The sequence below is a fragment of the Streptomyces sp. NBC_00190 genome (assembly GCF_036203305.1).
Lineage (GTDB): Bacteria > Actinomycetota > Actinomycetes > Streptomycetales > Streptomycetaceae > Streptomyces.
Map to the genome: position 1 here is coordinate 1,272,323 of NZ_CP108131.1, position 15,443 is coordinate 1,287,765.

15 protein-coding genes are annotated in these 15,443 nt (G+C 74.6%); 10 read left to right on the plus strand and 5 right to left on the minus strand.

The features are described from left to right. Nucleotides 1–4: 4 nt before the first annotated feature. From OG429_RS06340 to OG429_RS06350, 3 genes are all read left to right on the plus strand, one after another. Complete coding sequence (locus OG429_RS06340; protein WP_328930176.1) at nucleotides 5–1,261, plus strand: Tm-1-like ATP-binding domain-containing protein; 1,257 nt, start codon at nucleotides 5–7, stop codon at nucleotides 1,259–1,261. A 107-nt stretch (nucleotides 1,262–1,368) separates the two neighbouring features. After that, on the plus strand, nucleotides 1,369–2,991 hold the full coding sequence (locus OG429_RS06345) for a serine/threonine-protein kinase (RefSeq protein ID WP_328924303.1): 1,623 nt from the start codon (nucleotides 1,369–1,371) through the stop codon (nucleotides 2,989–2,991). After that, on the plus strand, nucleotides 2,988–3,593 hold the full coding sequence (locus OG429_RS06350) for a hypothetical protein (protein WP_328924304.1): 606 nt from the start codon (nucleotides 2,988–2,990) through the stop codon (nucleotides 3,591–3,593). The genes OG429_RS06345 and OG429_RS06350 overlap by 4 nt, the downstream gene beginning before the upstream one ends. A gap of 75 nt (nucleotides 3,594–3,668) precedes the next feature. Here the strand turns inward: OG429_RS06350 and OG429_RS06355 are convergent, their stop codons facing one another. Continuing rightward, nucleotides 3,669–4,958, minus strand: coding sequence for an ATP-binding protein (locus OG429_RS06355; protein WP_328924305.1), 1,290 nt, complete (start codon nucleotides 4,956–4,958; stop codon nucleotides 3,669–3,671). A 160-nt stretch (nucleotides 4,959–5,118) separates the two neighbouring features. Here OG429_RS06355 and OG429_RS06360 point away from each other — a divergent pair, with 160 nt between their 5' ends. Together OG429_RS06360 and OG429_RS06365 are read left to right on the plus strand one after the other, a co-directional pair. Further along, the gene (locus tag OG429_RS06360; RefSeq protein WP_328930177.1) at nucleotides 5,119–6,582 is read left to right on the plus strand and encodes a hypothetical protein; all 1,464 of its coding nucleotides are present in this window, start codon (nucleotides 5,119–5,121) and stop codon (nucleotides 6,580–6,582) included. 149 nt (nucleotides 6,583–6,731) lie between these two features. Beyond that, nucleotides 6,732–7,499, plus strand: a complete 768-nt coding sequence (locus tag OG429_RS06365) for a trypsin-like serine peptidase (RefSeq protein WP_328924306.1) — start codon at nucleotides 6,732–6,734, stop codon at nucleotides 7,497–7,499. Nucleotides 7,500–7,551: 52 nt separating this feature from the next. Here OG429_RS06365 and OG429_RS06370 read toward each other — a convergent pair whose 3' ends face one another. From OG429_RS06370 to OG429_RS06380, 3 genes are all read right to left on the minus strand, one after another. Then, a complete protein-coding gene (locus tag OG429_RS06370; RefSeq protein ID WP_328924307.1) occupies nucleotides 7,552–8,055 on the minus strand; it encodes an NUDIX hydrolase in 504 nt (167 codons plus the stop codon). A gap of 37 nt (nucleotides 8,056–8,092) precedes the next feature. Next, nucleotides 8,093–9,709, minus strand: coding sequence for an apolipoprotein N-acyltransferase (lnt, locus tag OG429_RS06375; protein ID WP_328924308.1), 1,617 nt, complete (start codon nucleotides 9,707–9,709; stop codon nucleotides 8,093–8,095). A gap of 62 nt (nucleotides 9,710–9,771) precedes the next feature. Further along, nucleotides 9,772–10,287 (minus strand): hypothetical protein, encoded by a 516-nt coding sequence (locus OG429_RS06380; protein WP_405680366.1) that lies wholly within the window; start codon nucleotides 10,285–10,287, stop codon nucleotides 9,772–9,774. Between the two features lie 114 nt (nucleotides 10,288–10,401). Here OG429_RS06380 and OG429_RS06385 point away from each other — a divergent pair, with 114 nt between their 5' ends. The 3 genes from OG429_RS06385 (at nucleotide 10,402) to OG429_RS06395 (ending at nucleotide 12,490) form a co-directional block, all read left to right on the plus strand. Continuing rightward, complete coding sequence (locus OG429_RS06385) at nucleotides 10,402–10,869, plus strand: VOC family protein (protein WP_328924310.1); 468 nt, start codon at nucleotides 10,402–10,404, stop codon at nucleotides 10,867–10,869. 107 nt (nucleotides 10,870–10,976) lie between these two features. Next, nucleotides 10,977–11,567 (plus strand): TetR/AcrR family transcriptional regulator, encoded by a 591-nt coding sequence (locus tag OG429_RS06390; RefSeq protein WP_328924311.1) that lies wholly within the window; start codon nucleotides 10,977–10,979, stop codon nucleotides 11,565–11,567. Beyond that, a complete protein-coding gene (locus OG429_RS06395; protein WP_443051227.1) occupies nucleotides 11,546–12,490 on the plus strand; it encodes an ADP-ribosylglycohydrolase family protein in 945 nt (314 codons plus the stop codon). The genes OG429_RS06390 and OG429_RS06395 overlap by 22 nt, the downstream gene beginning before the upstream one ends. A 3-nt stretch (nucleotides 12,491–12,493) precedes the next feature. Here the strand turns inward: OG429_RS06395 and OG429_RS06400 are convergent, their stop codons facing one another. Next, complete coding sequence (locus OG429_RS06400) at nucleotides 12,494–13,285, minus strand: glutamate racemase (protein WP_328924313.1); 792 nt, start codon at nucleotides 13,283–13,285, stop codon at nucleotides 12,494–12,496. Nucleotides 13,286–13,460: 175 nt separating this feature from the next. On the opposite strand from OG429_RS06400, the gene OG429_RS06405 reads away from it, so the two are divergent. Continuing rightward, nucleotides 13,461–14,639, plus strand: a complete 1,179-nt coding sequence (locus OG429_RS06405) for a glycosyltransferase (RefSeq protein WP_328924314.1) — start codon at nucleotides 13,461–13,463, stop codon at nucleotides 14,637–14,639. Between the two features lie 245 nt (nucleotides 14,640–14,884). Further along, nucleotides 14,885–15,391: a DUF6643 family protein gene (locus OG429_RS06410; protein WP_328924315.1), complete on the plus strand. Its 507-nt coding sequence runs from the start codon at nucleotides 14,885–14,887 to the stop codon at nucleotides 15,389–15,391. Nucleotides 15,392–15,443: the final 52 nt, after the last annotated feature.

Consider the following 15,443-nt stretch of genomic DNA (forward strand, 5'->3'; position numbering starts at 1 on the left):
ACATATGACGAACGTCGTGCTGGTGGGAACCCTGGACACCAAGGGTGTGGAGTACGGCTGGCTGCGCGAGAGGCTGCTGCGCGCCGGCGTCGAAGTGACACTGGTCGATACGGGAGTGATGGGCGAGCCCCGGGTGCCCGCCGACATCCCGCGTGAAGCGGTGGCCCGGGCCGCGGGAGCTGAACTGCCGGAACTGCGCGCGGCCGCCGACCGGGGCGCGGCCGTCACCACGATGGCCCAAGGTGCGGAGGTGACCCTGTTGCGCCTGCACGCCGAGGGCCGGCTGCACGCGGTGCTCGCGATCGGCGGCAGCGGAGGCACCTCCATCGCCACCCGGGCGATGCGCGCCCTGCCGCTGGGCGTGCCGAAACTGATGGTCTCGTCCATGGCGTCGGGCGATGTCTCGCCGTACGTGGGCTCGGCGGACATCACGATGATGTACAGCGTCGTGGACATAGCGGGGATCAACAGCATCTCCGCGCCCGTCCTGGCCAACGCCGTGGAGGCGGTCGCGGGCATGGCCAAAGCCTTCGCCCGCACGGCCCCGGACACCCGCCGCGCGGCCCGGCTGGGCGCGGGCGGCCGCCCGCTGGTCGCGGCGAGCATGGCGGGCGTGACCACGACCGGCGTGGACGCGGCCCGCGAACGGCTGACCGAACTGGGCTACGAGGTACTCGTCTTCCACGTCAGCGGCAGCGGCGGCCGCACCCTGGAGAAGCTGGCCGGCCAGGGGGTCTTCGCGGGGGTCCTCGACCTCACCCTCAGCGAGCTCGCCGACGATCTGTGCGGCGGCATCCTCACCGCCGGCCCCGACCGGCTCAGTGCGGCCGGGCTGGCCGGGATTCCGCAGGTGGTGAGCCTGGGCGCACTGGACATGGTCAAGTTCGGCCCGCTGGAGACGCTGCCCGAAAAGGCCCGCTACCGGCGGGTCCGCGTCCACAACCCGTCCATCACGGTGATCCGTACGACCGAGGCCGAGTGCGCGGAACTGGGCCGCCGGGTCGCCGCCAAACTCCGCGCGGCCACCGGCCCCACCGCGGTCTGCGTCCCCTTGCGCGGACTGTCCACGCTCGGCGCGCCGGGTGGCCCCTACCATGACCCCGACGCGGACCGGGCCCTGTTCTCGGCGCTGCGCGACGGCTTGCGGGGCAGCGCCGCCCGGCTCTACGACTACGACACCCACATCAACGACCCGGACTTCGGACGGGCGGCGGCCGACCGGCTGCACGCCATGATCGGCGCGGTGCCGGCCGCCGCCTGAGACACCCCGCACGGCCTGGAACCGGCCGTGGCGGAAACTGTGTCCCTGGGGTTGGCCGGTCGACGACCGGCCGGCCCGAGGGCACGGCGGCAGGGGGGCGGGAAGCGATGAAGGACACGCGGACGTCATGGACGGTCCCCGGTTACACGGAGGTACGGGAGCTCGGCTCGGGCGGCAGCGGCCGCGTCGTGCTCGCCGTGCACGACGGTACGGCCACGGCGGTCGCGGTGAAGTACCTCAGCGACCGGCTGCGCCAGGACCCGGCCTTCGTCGGCGAGTTCCGGGCCGAGGCCCGCCTGCTCGGCGGGCTCCGGTCGCCGTACGTGGTGGGCCTGTACGAGTACGTGGAGTCGCCCGGCGGCGCGGCCATCGTGATGGAACTGGTGGACGGCATCTCCCTGCGCGCCCTGCTGAAGCAGGCCGGGCGGGCGGACGCCGAGGCCGCGCTGGTGGTCCTGAAGGGCTCCCTGCTCGGGCTGGCGGCGGCGCACCGGGAGGGCGTGGTCCACCGCGACTACAAGCCGGAGAACGTGCTGGTCGCGGCGGACGGCTCGTCGAAGCTGGTGGACTTCGGGATTGCGGCGGGCCGCGGGACCACACCGGGCGTGGCCGGAACCCCGGCCTACATGGCGCCCGAGCAGTGGCAGGGCCGGCCGGCCTCGCCCGCGGCCGACGTCTACGCGGCGACGGCGACCTTCTTCGAGTGCCTGACCGGGCGCAAGCCGTACGACGGGGAGAACTTCGCGGAGCTCGCGGTCCAGCACATCGAGGCTCCGGTGCCGGAGACCGAGGCCCCCGAGCCCGTACGCCCGCTGATCCGACGGGGTCTGGCCAAGCAGCCGGAGCAACGGCCGGAGAACGCCGAGGCCTTCGTGACGGAGCTGGAGGGCGTGGCCCTCGCCGCGTACGGGCCGCAGTGGGAGGAGCGCGGCCAGCGCAAGCTGGCGGCGCTGGCCGCGCTGCTGCCGCTGCTGTTCCCCTCGGCGGGCGCCGCGGCGGAGGGCACCACCGCGGTGGCCACGACCACGCTGCACAGCGGATCCGGCTGGGCCCCCGGCCGGAGCGGCTGGCTGGCGGCCGGGGTGGCGCTGGTCCTGGGAGCGGCGCTGGTGCTCACCACGGACGCGATCGGCGCGGCACCGGGCGGGGCCTCGGCACTGAGCGCGTTCGCCACGACGAGCGCGGCCCCTCCCGGGTCCGGCTCGCCGACCCCTGCCCCGGCCCCGCCGGTCTCGGCGTCCCCGTCCGCGAGCGCGAGCCCGTCGGCGTCGCCGAGTGCCTCGCCCTCGCTGTCGCCGGCTCCCACGCCCTCCGCGTCCTCGGCCCCGAGCCCGACCCCGAAGCCGACGGTGAGCTGGCCGACGGCGCCGACCCCCTCTCCGACGCCCACGCCGACGCCGACCCTGAAGGTCACGAAGGTCGACGTCTCGCTCAAGCCCGGCGTGTACCGCGGCGATGCGACCGTGACGCTCGCCGCCCAGGGCACCGGGCCGGTCACCGTCGTACTGGAGTGGTTCCTGGGCAGCGGGCCGGGCGACTATTCCGTGCCCGACGGCACGGACACGGTCGTCGTCCAGGCCGGTTCGGTGGCCCCCGTGGTCCGGGCCCACACCTTCACCCGCGGCCGCGGCTGCTACGGCGGGGTCAGGGTCACCACCAAGCCCGCCGCCGGCAACAGGTCCGCGTCCGACTCGCAGTACCTGCTGCGCTGCCAGGAGGCGCCCCGATGAGCGATCCCCGCGTCCCGCAGGGCGACGACGACTACAGCGCCACCGTGCTCGGCAGCCACTGGTTCTCCGGGCCGCCGGCGGCTCCGGAGGTGACCCCTGACCGGGTCGAGGGTTCGGTGCTCCGGTTCGGGCCCGGGGTCACGGCGGCCATGCCCGCCCCGTTCCCCGTCTCCGCCACCGCCGTACGCGGCGCGGGGCGGCGGCGCGGCGCCGGGCTGCGGCGGTACACGCTGGCCGCGGTCGTCCTGCTCGCGGTCCTCGCGTACCTCGGGTGGCAGCGGTACGGGCCCGCCCTCGTCGTCCGGGACGTGGCCGTGACCACCGAGCCCGGGGGACCGGCGTGCGACACGGCGGCCGACGTGGTGGCCGTCGTACGGACCAACGGGCGCCCGGGGAACCTCACCTACCGCTGGCTCCGCAGCGACGGCACGCACTCCGAGCAGCTGACCGAGCGGGTGCCGCGCGGACAGCGGGAGGCGCGGCTGCACCTGCTGTGGACCTTCCAGGGCGCCGGGACCTACCCCGCGAAGGCCGAACTCGAACTGCTCTCGCCCGGGCGGCGCACGGCCGCGGTGGAGTTCACGTACCGGTGCCGTCTGTAGCGTCGCGGGGCAGACGGGAATGTGACGACAGGCCCTAAGCGGCCTCGGGGAAGTAGGGCACGTCCCCGAGGCCGCTTAGAACCGCGCGTGCGCGGTGATGTCCGCCTCGAACTCGCCCGTCATCGCCGGGGTCACCGTCGGCCTGCACTGCCGGACGGCTGCCAGGTAGTCCGTCGTACCCGCGCCGAGCTGCGCGGCCACCGCGCCCCGCACGCCCACCGCCTCCAGGTCCCGTTCGAAGGACACCTGTGCCGCGATCCGCGCCGCGTGCTCGATGTCGGCAGGTGTGAACAGCTCGGTCGCCGCCACCAGGGCCGATACGTCGACGTCCGCGCGCCCCGCCGTGTAGCGGGACCAGATCGCGGCGCGGGCCCCGGCGTCCGGGGTGCCGATCGGGATCAGGTAGTCGAAGCGACCCGGCCGCAGGAAGGCCGGGTCGAGGGAGCGGATGGAGTTGGTGGCGCACACCAGCAGCCGTTCGTCGCCCTCCCGGAAGCCCGGGATCAGCTTGAGCAGTTCGTTGGTCACCCCGTGGATGCCGCCGGGCTGCGCGGGCTCGGTGCGCACGGGCGCGATCTCCTCGACCTCGTCGATGAAGACGAGGACCCGTTCCAGCTCGGCTATCCGGGCGAACGCGTCGCGCAGCGCAGCGGCGAGGTTGCCCTCGCCGGCGAGGCGGGAGGGCAGCAGTTCGACGAAGGGCCAGCCGAGCCGGGAGGCGATGGCCCGGGCGAAGGTGGTCTTGCCGGTGCCGGGCGGGCCGAAGAGGGTGATGGCACGCGGCGGCCGCACGCCGTGCGCGGCGGCGCGCTCCGGTTCGGCGAGCGGCAGCACCACGCGCCGCTCGATGAGGTCCTTCTCCTTCTCCATGCCCGCGACCTTGGCCCACAGGTCGCTGGGCAGGAACCGGCCCCCGAGGTCGTCGAGGAGGCCGGCCGCCGGTCCGTGCAGCGGCTCGGTCTTCTCGAAGTAGGCGACGGCCGGCTGCCGCGTGTAGCCGGCGTTGAGGAGGCCCTCGCCGAGCAGGTCCTCCTCGGGCAGGACGTACGCGATCCGGCCGACGCGCGCCGCGACGAGCCGTCGCTCCAGCTCGACGAGCAGGGCGCTGGCCAGGCCCCGGCCGCGCCAGCCCGCGGCGATCGCGATGCGCATCACCCAGGCGCGCTCACCGGTGACGCAGGCGAGGGCCGCGCCGATCGGGACGCCCTGGTGGACGGCGACCACGCAGGGCTGCCGGCCGGTGAGGGCGCTGATGCACTCGGCGAGCGAGAAGACGGACTCCTGGCCGAGTTCGGCCGTGGTGTCGATCAGATGGACGACCGCTGCGAGATCGCTCTCGCGGTAGTCGTGGATCAGCCAGTTCACCGGGTACCGCCCCTCGTTCGTGCTCCTGCGGCGAGGCTAGGGGCGGCCGACCCGGGCGATCACGCTCCGCGGTGCACAACAGCCGGACCGGAAACCGTCCGTGTCGTCCATAGACTGGTACCTTCCGCCCACGCCCCGCACCGAGGACCAGCGCACCTTCATGGCTTCCGACATATCCTCCCCGTCCGGTGCCCGCCGCCGGCACCTCGTGTGGCTGATCCCGGTCCTGTGGACGCTGGCGCTCGGCCTGTGGGGGCTCTCCCGGCAGGACAGCGTGTGGCGGGACGAGGCGGCGACCTGGCAGGTGGCCGGGCGGTCGGCGGACGAGATCTGGGCCATGCTCGGGAACGTCGACGCCGTGCACGGGCTGTACTACCTGCTGATGCACGGCCTCTTCGAGGTGTTCGGGGCGGGTACGACGACCCTGCGGCTGCCGTCGGTGCTGGCGGTCGCCGCCGCGGCGGCGTGCGTGGGCCTGATCGGACGGCGGCTCGCCGGGTTCTGGGCGGGGCTCGGCGGCGGGCTGGCCCTGGGGCTGCTGCCGGCCGTGCAGTTCTACCTCCAGGAGGGCCGGCCGTACGCACTGGTCGCCGCCGGGGCCGGGCTGTCGACCCTGCTGCTGGTGTCGCTGCTGGAACTCCCGCCCGGTCGGCGGGCCTGGCCGCGCTGGACGGCGTACGGGATCACCGTGCTGCTGTGCGCCCTGCTCAACTGGCTGTCGCTGCTGCTCCTGCCGGCCCACGCGGCGACCCTGTGGTGGGTGCGGGCCGACCGCGGGGTGTGGCTGCGCTGGGCGGCGTACGGCGCGGGCGCGGTGGCCGGAGCGCTGCCGCTGATCCTGTTCAGCCGGGGGCAGTCCGACCAGGTGTCGTGGATACCGCCGCTGACCTGGCACATGCTGATCGGGCCGGGGATCCTGTTCGCGATCGGCGGCCTGTGCGCGTGGGCGGACCGGCCTCGTGCGGGCCGGCTGTCTGCGGCGGCGGTCGGGCTGCCGCTGCTGGCGGTGCCCCAGCTCGGGCTGGTGGGACTTTCGCTGGTCCAGCCGCTGTTCCTGGACCGGTACGTGCTGTTCAGCATGCTGGGTCTGGCCCTGCTGATCGGCGCCGCCCTGGGCGCTGCCGTACGGGCCACCGCGCCCCGGTTCCCGAAGGCCGCGGGCCTGCTGGTGCCGGGAGTGGTGGGGGTCGCGGTGCTGGCCCTGCTGCCGGTCGAACTGGGCAAGCGGGCCCCGGCGAGCCGGGTCGACGACGTCCTGGCGGTGGCCGGCGAGGTGGCGCGGCTGAAGCAGGACGGGGACGCGGTGCTGTTCGTACCGGCCGCGCGGCGGGACACCGCGCTGGTCTCCCCCGGCGCGTTCACGGGCCTGGCGGACGTGGCGCTGGCCGAGACGCCGGTGGCCTCGGCGACGCTCAAGGGCGAGGAGGCCGATCCCGCGCGGATCCGGGCGGCGCTGCTCGCACAGCGGCGGGTGCTGCTGGTGACGGACGCGGCGAAGGTCGCGAAGGCGCCGTCGGCGGAGCGGGACAAAGCGAAGGCCGCGGTGCTGCGGGAGCGGTTCACTGTGGTCGAGGACCGGCAGGTCCGGGGCCGCCGGGTGACGGTGTACGAGCGGCGCCCGTAGCGGACAGTTCAGTGCGAACGGCCCGGATGAGACTTGTCCGGCCGTGACCCGAGTTTCACATCATGTTCACGGGATTCACAGGGTATTCATACGGAATACCTCCCTCCGGACACAGGTTCGGCAGGCAGGGTCGGAACATGATCCACCGGATGCTTCCTCGACCGGCCCGCCGCACCCGTGCGCGGCGGGCATCCAGGATCCTGCTGGCGCTGGCCGCGATGGCCGCGCTGATCAGCGTGGACGTCCCCGACGCCGAGACCGGTCCCCCGTTCGGAGTCACCGCGCAGGCCCTGCCCGGCGCCTCGGCGGACCGGGTCGGCGCGCTCTTCTCGGGGGGCGGGCTCGACGACGGGCACTTCTGTACCGCGGCGGTGGTGCACAGCGACGACCGCGATGTGATCGCCACCGCCGCGCACTGCCTGGGCAACCCGGACACCACCGTCTTCGCACCGGGCTACCGGGACGGCGAGGCCCCGTACGGCGTGTGGAAGGTGACCGGTGTCCACGTCGCCCCGGGCTGGACGGACGGCGAGAACCCGGACGACGACATCGCCTTCGCGACGGTGGCCCCGGTGGACGAGGGGCGGTCGGGTGCTGTCGAGGACCTCGTGGGCGGCTTCCAGGTCGCCGCGGAGCAGCCCGCCGACGCCACGGTGACGGTCATCGGGTACCCGAGCACCGACGAGACCCCGCTGCGTTGCGCCAACACCACCAGCCTGTTCTCGGACACCCAGCGGCGCATCGAGTGCCCGGACCTCAGCGGCGGCACCAGCGGCAGCCCCTGGCTGGTGCACGGCGCCCTGGCCGGGGTGCTCGGCGGCTACGAGGGCGGCGGCGCCGTCCCGGAGGTCTCGTACAGCGCGGTGATGGACGACCAGGCCGTGGAGCTCTACCGCGAGGCGGCGGACGCGGACTGACGCCCCTGCCCGATCCGGGCCGGGCCGGCCCGGACCGGCCCGCAGGACGGACTCAGGCGTCGGCGGACTGACCCTCGAGGTCGGCGGCGGGGGCCTCGAACCAGGTCGGCTCGTCGCGGAGGGCCTGGTGGATGCGGTCCAGGGCGAACCGTTCCAGCGGGGGGAGCGCGTCCACGTCGAACCAGGCCACCTCCAGCGACTCGCTGTCATTCGCCCGGGCCTCGCCGCCGGTCGCGCGGCAGCGGAAGGTGATGTCCTGGAACTGGCAGACGTCACCGTTGGGGTAGGTGATCGGCTCCAGCATCTGTACGAGGACCACCCGCTCGGGGACGCACCGCACGGCCGTCTCCTCGTACACCTCGCGCACGGCGGTCTCGGCGGGCTGCTCCCCCGGCTCGGCGATCCCGCCGACCACGGACCACCGCCCGGTGTCGGAGCGCCGGCCGAGCAGCACCCGGCCCCGGTCGTCGAGGACGATGGCCGTGACCCCGGGCAGCAGAAGCAGCCGGTGACCGGCGGTGGCACGGATGTCGCGGATGAATTCCGGAGTGGTCATGCCCCGACCCTACGAGGCCGGGGCGGCGACCCCCTCGTCAGGCAGCCCGGGGCGCGCGAATCCGGCGGGTCAGGACCCAGCCGAGCCCGCCCGCGGCGAGGAGGAGCAGCGCGTACTCGGGCAGCGGTCCCACGACGGTGGCCGGGGTACGGGTGGAGCGCAGCGGGATCTCGGCGACCAGCGCGTCGGCGGTGAACATCTGCGTCTGCTGCACGACCTTTCCGTCGGGACGGATCACCGCGCTCACCCCGCTGGTGACGGGCACGAGGACGGTGCGGCTGTGCTCGACGGCGCGGATCCGGTCCATGGCGAGCTGCTGGTAGGTCATCTGGGTCCGGCCGAACGTGGCGTTGTTGCTGGGTACGGCGATCACCTGGGCGCCGTCCCGGACGGTGGAGCGGACGGCGTCATCGAAGGCGGCCTCGAAGCAGGTGACCATGCCGACGCCGCTGCCGGCCATGTCGAAGACGCCGGGGTCCTTGCCGGGCCCGAAGTCGCGGCGCACCCGGTCCACGTCCGAGCTGAAGAGCCGGACGAAGGAGCGCATCGGGATGCGCTCGCCGAAGGGCTGGATCTTCCGCTTGTCGTACGTCTCGGTGGGGCCGGCCACCGGGTCCCAGAGGATCACCGTGTTGCGCAGCGGGCCGGTCTCCGGGGCCACGACGGCGCCGATGGCGACGGGCACGCCGATCGCCTTGACCGCCGTGTCGATGGCTTCGTACGCGTCGGGCTCGGCGTACGGGTCCAGGTCGGAGGAGTTCTCCGGCCAGACGACGAAGTCGGGCTTCGGGGCGCGGCCCGCCTTGACGTCACCGGCGAGCTGAATGGTCCGGTTGACGTGGTTGTCCAGGACCTGGCGGCGCTGGGCGTTGAAGTCGAAGCCCAGGCGCGGCACGTTGCCCTGGATGACGGCGGCCACCGCGGTGCCGTCCTCGGCCGCGTCGGAGACCAGGGGCCGGACTGCGAGGCCGGCGCCGATGGGCACGGCGACGGTGAGCGCGGCCAGGGCCGCGGTGGCGCGCCGGGGGCGGTCGAGGGCGACGCGCAGGGCCGCGTAGAGGCCGAATCCGCAGAGGGCCACGGCGAAGGAGAGCAGCGGGGTGCCGCCGAGGGCGGCGATCGGGGTGAAGACGCCGTCGGCCTGGCCGAAGGCGAGTTTGCCCCAGGGGAACCCGCCGAAGGGGGCCCGGGCGCGCAGGGCCTCGCCCGCGACCCAAACGGCGGCGGCGAACAGCGGCCAGGCCGGGAGGCGGCTGACGAGGCCGATGCCGAGGCCGGTGAGTCCGATGAAGAGGGCCTCGACGGCGGCCAGCGCAAGCCACGGCACCGGGCCGACTTCCGCGCCGGTCCAGACGAGCAGCGGCAGCAGGAAGCCGAGCCCGGCGAGGAATCCGAGGCCGAAGCCCGCCCGGGCGCGGCGGCCGTGGAGGCAGCCGGCGAGCAGGGCGAGGGCGAGGGGGGCCAGCCACCACAGGGGGCGGGGCGGGAAGCTGAGGTAGAGCAGCACCCCGGCGAGGGCGGCGAGCGCGGCGCGCAGCAGGGCGGCGCCCTTCCGTTTCGCGCCGGAGGCGGGGTGCGCCGCGGCTTCGGTCGGGACTCCGGCTGCGGGCTGCGGGGGCTCGTTCCCGGGCGCGCGGGTGACACTGCTGCTCATCTGGCGGAGTGTACGTCCCCGGGCGCCGGGCGCTGGTAAAGAGTGCCGGGCGCGGTGAAGAGTTACGGGGCGAGGGCCCGAAGGTGGACGCGGATGACCCGGACGGCGTTCTCGGCGTCGTCGACGGTGACCGTGAAGCGCTTCCCGTCGCCGAGCCTCACCTCCAGTCCCTGGCCGCGCCGGACGATGACCGCGGTGCCCTTCTCGGGGCGCCAGCGGTAACCCCAGCCACCCCACTGCTGGGGGGTGATCCGGGGGATGAACTCGGCGGACGTCACCTCCGCGAGGCGGATCCTGCGGCGCGGCAGTCCGACGTGGCCGCATCGGACTTCGATGGCCTCGGAGTCGATGGTGACCTCCACGCGGACGAAGGCGAGGGTGCCGTAGAGGATGAGCAGCCCCACCGCGAGGCAGCCGATCACGGACATGAGCAGCGGGACGATGCCGGCGGTCCAGGCGTAGTCGACGGCGAGCTCGACGCCGAGCGCCAGACAGGCCGCACCGGCGGCTGCGAGCAGCCACTGCACACGGTTGGAGGCCCGGCCCGCCCAGAGCGGACCCGGAGGGTGACCCGTCATGTGTAGCAGCGTACTCACGTTCCGCATGCGCGCCACCACCTCTCGCCCGCTCTCCGCATCGCGTCTCTGCCCGCGCTTGACCTGAACCAAACTTGAGGTTCTACGGTCCCCAGTATGACCATGCACCAGGCAGTCGAGAGCAATGTCCCCGAGCGCTACCGCACCGCGGTGGTGCCGCACATCATGGTGGCCGACGCGCCCGCCGCGATCGCGTTCTACGTCCGGGCCTTCGGCGCCGTCGAGGAGTTCAGGATCGACCGGCCCGAGGGCGGGGTGCTGCACGCCGAGATCCGGATCGGCGAGGCGGTCCTGATGCTGGGCGACACCTCCGAGGGCCCCTTCACCGCCCCTGCGGCCCTGGGCGGGACCTCGGTCGCGCTGCACGTGTTCGTACCGGACGTGGACGCGCTCGTCCGGACCGCCGTGGCGGCCGGGGCGGAGCTGGTGCAGGAGCCCGCCGACCAGTTCCACGGCGACCGGACCGCCATCCTGCGGGATCCGTCCGGGCACCTGTGGATCTTCCTGACCCACCTGGAGGAGGTCTCCCAGGAGGAGTTGACGCGCCGGCTCGCCAGCGCGTAGGCCTCGGCCGGCGCCCTGGTCCCTGCGGCCGGGGCGGCGGATCCGGGCGTCGCACGACGGCCGCGGTACTACACCTGCGGTACCACGGCCGTGGTTATCCTGGCGGCGTGAATCAGGACCGGAGGGACCGGCTGCGGGACGCGGCCATCGCCGTGCTGGCCGAGGCGGGCGGGCGCGGGCTGACGCACCGGGCCGTCGACGCGGCGGCCGCCGTACCCACGGGCACGGCCAAGAACTACTTCCCGACCCGCGACGCGCTGCTGCGGGCGGTGGCGGAGCGCTGCCTGGAGCAGTACCGGGCGCTGGCCTCCGCCCTGGCGGGGGGCGACACCGGACCGGGCGACGCGCGCGAGCTCGCGGCGCTGCTCGCGGGCCTGCTGCGGGATGTGGCGGGCCCCGGGCGGCCGCGCATGCTGGCGTGCCTGGAGCTGCAGACCGAGGCGACCCGGCGGCCCTGGCTGGCCGCGCTGCTGGACCCGATCGCGGCGTCGGACTTCGCGGCGCACGCGCGGCTGCTGCGTGGGGCCGGGCTGCCGGCGGGGCCCGAGCCGGCGCGTGCGCTCACCCTCGCTCTGCACGGCGCGATCCCCCACCTGCTGGCGGGCGCTCCGGACACCTTGTCGGCGGCCGGCCTGGACGACCTCGACCGCTTCACCGGCGACCTGCTGGCCGCCGTATGCGCCCGGCAGGCGCGGTGACCACCCGACTCGACCGGGCCGTGGGCGCCGTACTCGGCTCGGCGGCGGGCGACGCGCTGGGGGCGCCGTACGAGTTCGGGCCCGCGGGGCAACTGAGCGCTCGGGGCGAGGAGATGCGGGGCGGCGGCGGGTGGGATCCGGGTGAGGCGACGGACGACACGCAGATGGCGGTGCTGGTCGGCGAGTCCCTGCTGGAGCACGGAGGCCTCGAACTCCCGGACGTCTTCGGCCGGTTCCAGCGGTGGGCGGCCGGCCGGCCGAAGGACATCGGCCTCCAGACGGAGGACGTGCTGACGAACGGCGAGCCCTGGGACCTCGCGGCCGCCCTGCACTTCCAGATCAACGCCCGTGCGGCGGGCAACGGTTCGCTGATGCGCGCGGCCACCTCGGCGGTCTATTTCGCGGGCGCCGGACGCGGGGGAACCATGGAGGCGGCACGGCGGATCGCGGCACTGACGCACGGCGACCGGGCCGCCTGGGAGGGCACGGCCGTCCTGCACGAGCTGGTACGCGTGGCACTGGACGGCGCCGATCCGCTGGCCGCCCTGCCCGCGACGCTCGGCGCGGTCCACCCGGACCACCGCGAACGGTACGGCCGCGTGCTCGACCCCGCGTGGCACCCCGGCCTCGCCACCGAGTTCAACGGGGCGGTGTGGCCCTGCCTGGGCTCGGCGGTGTGGGCGCTGCGGACGACCGGCGGGTTCGCCCAGGCCGTACGGGCCGCCGTGGACCTGGGCGGGGACACCGACACCGTGGCGGCGGTGACCGGAACGCTCGCCGGGGCGCGGTACGGGGAGCGCTCGATCCCCGAGCACTGGACGGCGGCGCTGCACGTGCCGCTGCCCGGGTTCGGGGACCGGGTCCTGGACGCGGACGATCTGCGCGAGCTGGCCCGCCGGCTGGCGTCGGCCGGGCCCGGCTGAGGGTCAGCCGACGGGCGCGCCGTGGCCGGCGAGCAGCCGCCCCTCCGCGTACCTGAGGGCAGCGGCGGGAAGGGTTCCCACGCGCCCGCTGCGCAGGACGGTCAGGCCGCCGGTGGCGGGCAGGGTGGGCTCGGGCCGGGCACCGATCCGGCGCAGCGCCTGGACGGCGACGGGCTCGGCGGAACCGTGGAATACCAGCTTCGCGCCCTGCGTCCGGGCGGCCAGGGCGGCTCGGATCGCGGACTCGACCAGCTCGTAGTGCGTACAGCCGAGCACCACGTCGGTGACATCGGCCGGCGTCAGGGCGGCGGCCGCGGCGACGGCGGCCCTCACGGCGTCGTCGTCGGCGGCCTCGACGGCATCGGCGAGCCCGGGGCAGGGCACTTCGGTGACGTGGACCCCGGAGGCGAACTCGCGGATCAGGCCGCGCTGGTACGGGCTGCCGGTGGTGGCGGGGGTGGCCCAGATCGCCACGCGCCCGCCCGCGGCCGCGGCGGGCTTGATCGCCGGTACGGTCCCGATGACCGGGATCCCCGGCTCCAGTTCGGCCCGCAGGGCGGGCAGGCTGTGCACGGAGGCGGTGTTGCAGGCCACGATCAGCGCGACGGGGCGGTGCGTGGCGGCGGCCCGCGCGACGTCGAGGGCCCGCCCGGTGAGGTCGGCGGGGGTCCGCGGCCCCCAGGGCATCCCGTCGGGGTCGTTGGACACGACCAGATCGGCGTCCGGCCGCAGCCGCCGCACCGCCGCGGCCGCCGCGAGGAGGCCGATTCCGGAGTCCATGAGCGCGATCTTCACCCGCTCACCTTAGTCGACGCCCCCGCCGAGCCCCCTCCCGCCCGGCCCCCGACACCTTCCCGGAGCGGGCCCGGGGGCCGCCGGGCCCACCGCCCCGCCCGCCGTCGGCGGGGCCCGCCGCACCCGGGGCTGCCGGATGCGCGACACGCCCCGCGCGGCCCGGCACACTGCGGCCATGGGCCTCCTCACCGCCGCCTGCGCGGCCTACGCCTCCCTCGCCGCCTGGCTCTGGCTCACCCTCGCCCAGGGCATGTTCTGGCGTACCGACGTCCGCCTCCCGCCGCGTAACGCCCCCGCCCGCTGGCCTTCCGTCGCCATCGTCGTCCCGGCCCGGGACGAGGCCGGGGTACTGCCCCGCAGCCTGCCCTCCCTCATCGCCCAGGACTATCCCGGCGAGGCCGAGGTCATCCTGGTCGACGACGGCAGTACGGACGGGACGGCCACCCTCGCCCTGCGCCTCGCCCGCGAGCATCCGGGGCTCCCGCTCACCGTCACATCCCCCGGCGACCCCGCCCCCGGCTGGACCGGCAAGCTCTGGGCCCTGCGCCACGGCATCGCGCTGGCCCGCACCGCGCACGCCGCCGAGCCCGACTACCTCCTCCTCACCGACGCCGACATCGCGCACGAGCCCGACAGCCTCCGCGAGCTGGTCGCCGCCGCGACCTCCGCCGACCTCGACCTCGTCTCCCAGATGGCGCGGCTGCGTGTCGCCGGCCTCTGGGAGCGGCTCGTCGTACCCGCCTTCGTGTACTTCTTCGCGCAGCTCTACCCCTTCCGCCGGATCAACCGCCCCGCCGCCCGCACCGCGGCGGCCGCCGGCGGTTGCGTCCTGCTGCGCACCGGGGCCGCCGTGCGCGCGGGCGTGCCCGACGTCATCCGCCACGCGGTCATCGACGACGTCTCGCTCGCCCGCGCGGTCCAGCGCTCCGGCGGCCGGATCTGGCTCGGGCTGGCGGAGCGGGTCGACAGCGTGCGCCCGTACCCCGCGCTCGGCGACCTGTGGCGGATGATCTCGCGCAGCGCCTACGCACAACTGCGCCACCAGCCCCTCCTGCTCGCCGGCACGGTCGCGGGCCTGGCGCTCGTGTACCTCGTACCCCCGGCGGCCCTTCTGGCCGGGCTCGCGAGCGGACGGTCGGCGATCGCGTGGGCCGGCGGTCTGGCCTGGCTGCTGATGGCCGGCACCTACCTTCCGATGCTGCGCTACTACGGGCAGTCCGCCGCCCTCGCGCCGCTGCTTCCGTTCACGGCGCTGCTGTACCTCCTCATGACCGTCGACTCGGCCGTCCAGCACTACCGGGGGCGGGGCGCGGCATGGAAGGGCCGTACCTATGCCCGTCCCAGTGACGCCTGAAACGACGAACTACTGCCCCGGACAACGTCATCCGAGGTCACCGGCTTGTGACGCTGCGTCAGCACCAAGTCGGTGCACTGCACAACCGGTAGGTACGAGTGGGACAAGCTGGGGTGGAAGTGGCGAATCGTGCACGTGAACGTCAAGTGAAAGCTGTGGCCCTGACCTGCGAATATGCAGGTCAGGACGGTGTTCGGGCCACCTCGCTATGGACCCCGTGAATTCGTGGGCTTAACTTAGGTCCCATGACCTCCCCCCGCTCCACTTATGGCGGCGGTTACTACTCCGCGCCCTCCTTCCCGGACACCCCCATCTACGACTCCCTCGTCGCCGAACGGGGCACTCCGCAGATCGCCCCGATCCGCGTCCCGGCCGCCTACGACTCCCCGAGCGCCGGGTATTCGAGCGGTGGGTACCTGCCGGCCCTCGCGTCGTCGCTGCCGGCCCTGCCCCCGGCGACGCCCCAGCAGCAGTCACCCGCGTACGGATACCCGTACCAGCAGCAGGGCGCACCGCAGCCGATGCCGCTGCAGAACGCGCCCGCCCCCTACATCCCGCAGCAGCAGCCGATGGCCGCCCGCGGGGGGTACATGCCGCAGCCCCAGCCGCAGCAGCCCCGCCCGGTCGCCACTGCCACCGGGTACGAGGCCATGCGCCCGGCCGCGCCGCGTCCGATGCAGGCTCCCGCGCCGGTGCCGGCCGCCTCGTACGAGGACCCGTACGGCCGCCCGTACCAGGGGCGCGGCTACTGACGGAGGAGCGTTAACCGCTGGGGCGGTGGAGGGGGCGGCTGGCAGGATGCCC